The following is a 1,074-nucleotide window of genomic DNA, read 5'->3' as shown; positions in this document are numbered from 1 at the left end:
AACCGCATGTCGAGTCGTTCTTCATACTCCGGTTTGAGAGACAAGGACGTAAATCTCTGGTTGCTCAGATGGGGAACAGTAATCAGAGCGTGCTCGCCGATCGTCGCGGAGGTAGCGACGATGATCGAGTTCGCTGGGAACAGCCTGCCGCCCTTCACCGCCCTCGATGCGACATGCTGTAGCGAGTCATTGAGGATCTGTCCGTTCTCGCGGATGTCCTCCATCCGGAACCACGGGATGGTTCCGTCGGCCCATGCTGATTGGTCTCGCTTCGACGGCGTGTACCCGTTCCTAGTCGTGAAGAGCTCCCGGAGCTCCTTGAACTCGACACCGCCGGGGCAGAGCTTCGCGATGAGATCGTCGATCTTGCTCATGCGTCACTGCCTTCCAGGTCGGCGACGATGGCGTCGATCTGGGTGCGGAGCTCGGTCTGGCGGGCGACGATCTGGGCGATCTCGGCGTTCAACTCCGTGATGTCGACGGCGACCTGGGTGTCCTCGGCTTCGACGTAGGAGCTGACCGCGATGTTGTAGCCGTTGTCGGCGACGGCCGCGTTGTCGACCAGCGTGGCAAAGTGGGCCACGTCCTCGCGGGCGGTGAAGGCGTCGAGGATCTGCCGCTGATGGGCTTCCGTCAGCTTGTTCTTGTTGCCCTGCCGGGTGAAGAGGCCAGAGCCGTCGATGAAGAGGGTCTTGTTGTCGCTCTTCGACTTTTTCAGCACGATGATGCAGGTCGCGATCGTCGTACCGAAGAAGAGATCCGGCGGCAGCTGGATGACCGTGTCGACGTAGTTGTTGTCGATGAGGTACTTGCGGATCTTGGCTTCCGCGCCGCCGCGGTAGAGCACTCCGGGGAACTCGACGATGGCGGCGGTGCCGTTGACCGCGAGCCAGCTGAGGATGTGCATGGTGAAGGCGAGGTCCGCCTTCGACTTCGGCGCGAGCACACCAGCCGGTGCATAGCGCGGGTCGCTGATCAGCAGCGGGTTCGCGTCGCCCTCCCACTTGATGGAGTAAGGCGGGTTGGAGACGATCGCCTCGAACGGTTCGTCGTCCCAGTGCATCGGTTCGGTGA

The 1,074-nt window shown here is 61.9% G+C and carries 2 protein-coding genes; both read right to left on the bottom strand.

The window, feature by feature from the left end:
- Positions 1-374 (bottom strand): restriction endonuclease subunit S (locus tag G515_RS0100650; RefSeq protein ID WP_028658580.1); only part of this gene is annotated, 374 nt, incomplete at its 3' end.
- On the bottom strand, positions 371-1,074 hold a 704-nt coding region (locus G515_RS0100645; protein ID WP_028658579.1), incomplete at its 5' end, for a type I restriction-modification system subunit M. The genes G515_RS0100650 and G515_RS0100645, both read right to left, overlap by 4 nt.

Origin of the sequence: Nocardioides insulae DSM 17944 (assembly GCF_000422825.1) — a bacterium.
Lineage (GTDB): Bacteria > Actinomycetota > Actinomycetes > Propionibacteriales > Nocardioidaceae > Nocardioides > Nocardioides insulae.
The sequence above is the reverse complement of the archived record's forward strand: the minus strand, read 5'-3'. Positions and strand labels throughout refer to the sequence as shown.